Source organism: Pseudoalteromonas thalassia (assembly GCF_049257215.1).
GTDB classification, from domain to species: Bacteria; Pseudomonadota; Gammaproteobacteria; order Enterobacterales; family Alteromonadaceae; genus Pseudoalteromonas; species Pseudoalteromonas lipolytica_C.
This window is the reverse complement of sequence record NZ_JBMMUE010000033.1, coordinates 1-1333: the sequence shown is the minus strand read 5'-3', so window position 1 is coordinate 1333 and position 1333 is coordinate 1. Positions and strand designations below refer to the sequence as shown.

General features: G+C 40.5%; 1 protein-coding gene and 1 pseudogene. Both read left to right on the top strand.

Annotated elements, in window-relative coordinates:
• Nucleotides 1–461, top strand: a 461-nt coding sequence (locus AAEU31_RS20245; RefSeq protein ID WP_421968131.1) for a transposase, incomplete at its 5' end; no start/stop codon positions are given.
• A gap of 2 nt (nucleotides 462–463) precedes the next feature.
• Nucleotides 464–1303, top strand: a pseudogene (locus AAEU31_RS20240) (IS3 family transposase); the annotation flags it as partial.
• Nucleotides 1304–1333: the final 30 nt, after the last annotated feature.

Genomic DNA, 1333 nt, shown 5'->3' with positions numbered 1-1333 from the left:
AACTCGCTTTGTCTGAAAGCTCTTCGGCGGTAAGTAACAGATTTAATGTTACAGATAGGCAGGTCCGATATTGGACCGCTATTTATCGAATTCATGGCGCTGAAAGCTTCAGGTCTGTTCACAAACCTTATTCTCAAGCATTTAAGGCTGAAGTGTTAAAAACGATGACAGCAAACAGTTGGTCACTCGGTTATACCAGTGCTTTCTTCGATTTATCGTCTCCAGGTATTCTTTTCCAATGGCAAAAGCTTTATGCTCGTGATGGTATATCCCGTCTCAAACCACAGAAAAAAGGTAAGCCAGTCATGACAAATAATTCTTCTTCATCAAAACCAGTAGAGCAAATGACTGAGGAGGAGTTACGAGAAGAATTAGCCTACTTACGAGCAGAGAATGATGTGCTAAAAAAGTTAGAAGCCTTGGCTCAAGCCAGAAAGAAAAAAGCAAAGACAAGACGGTAGTCGTCGAAGAGTTCAAGGCAAAACATAGCTTACAACACTTATTAAAGGCCACTGGGCTATCAAAGAGTGTTTACTATTATCATCGCACTACCTGTAAGCAACCCTGTGCAAGCAATGATTTACTGGTAAAAATACGTGATATTTATCACGCGCATAAAGGACGATATGGCTATCGCAGAATTACGAGTGCCCTAAGAGCAATGGGGGTACTTGTTAATCATAAGCGCGTGCAACGGCTGATGAATGAGTTAGGCCTCAAGTCAAAAGTAAGGCCTAAGCGCTATAAATCCTATAAAGGTGAAGTGGGTAAAATCGCAGAAAATATGCTTAACCGCGAGTTTACTGCGCAGAAGCCAAATCAAAAATGGGTGACGGATGTGACGGAGTTTAAAGTGGATAATGAGAAGGTATATTTATCGCCTATGATTGACCTATTCAACCAAGAGGTCATCAGTTACGAAGTCAGAAAATCCGCTGCACTCCCTTTGGTAACTGACATGCTTAAAACAGCAACAGCTAGGTTAAAGCCAAATGAAAAGCCAGTAGTACACTCAGATCAAGGGTGGCAATATCAAAACAAACAATATCAAAATCACCTCAAGGAAAAAGGGTTGAAACAAAGTATGTCTAGAAAAGGAAATTGTTTAGATAATGCGGTTGCTGAGAACTTCTTCGGCATATTGAAAAGTGAGATGTACCACAACGAAACGTTTAAAGACGTGAATGATCTTATTGAAAGCATCAAAGAATATATCCACTATTACAACAATGAGCGTATTAAGCTGAAACTAAAAGGCCTGAGTCCGATACAGTATCGAAATCAGGCCTTGGCAACCGCTTAGCAAAGAGTCCAACTTTATGGGGTCACTTCA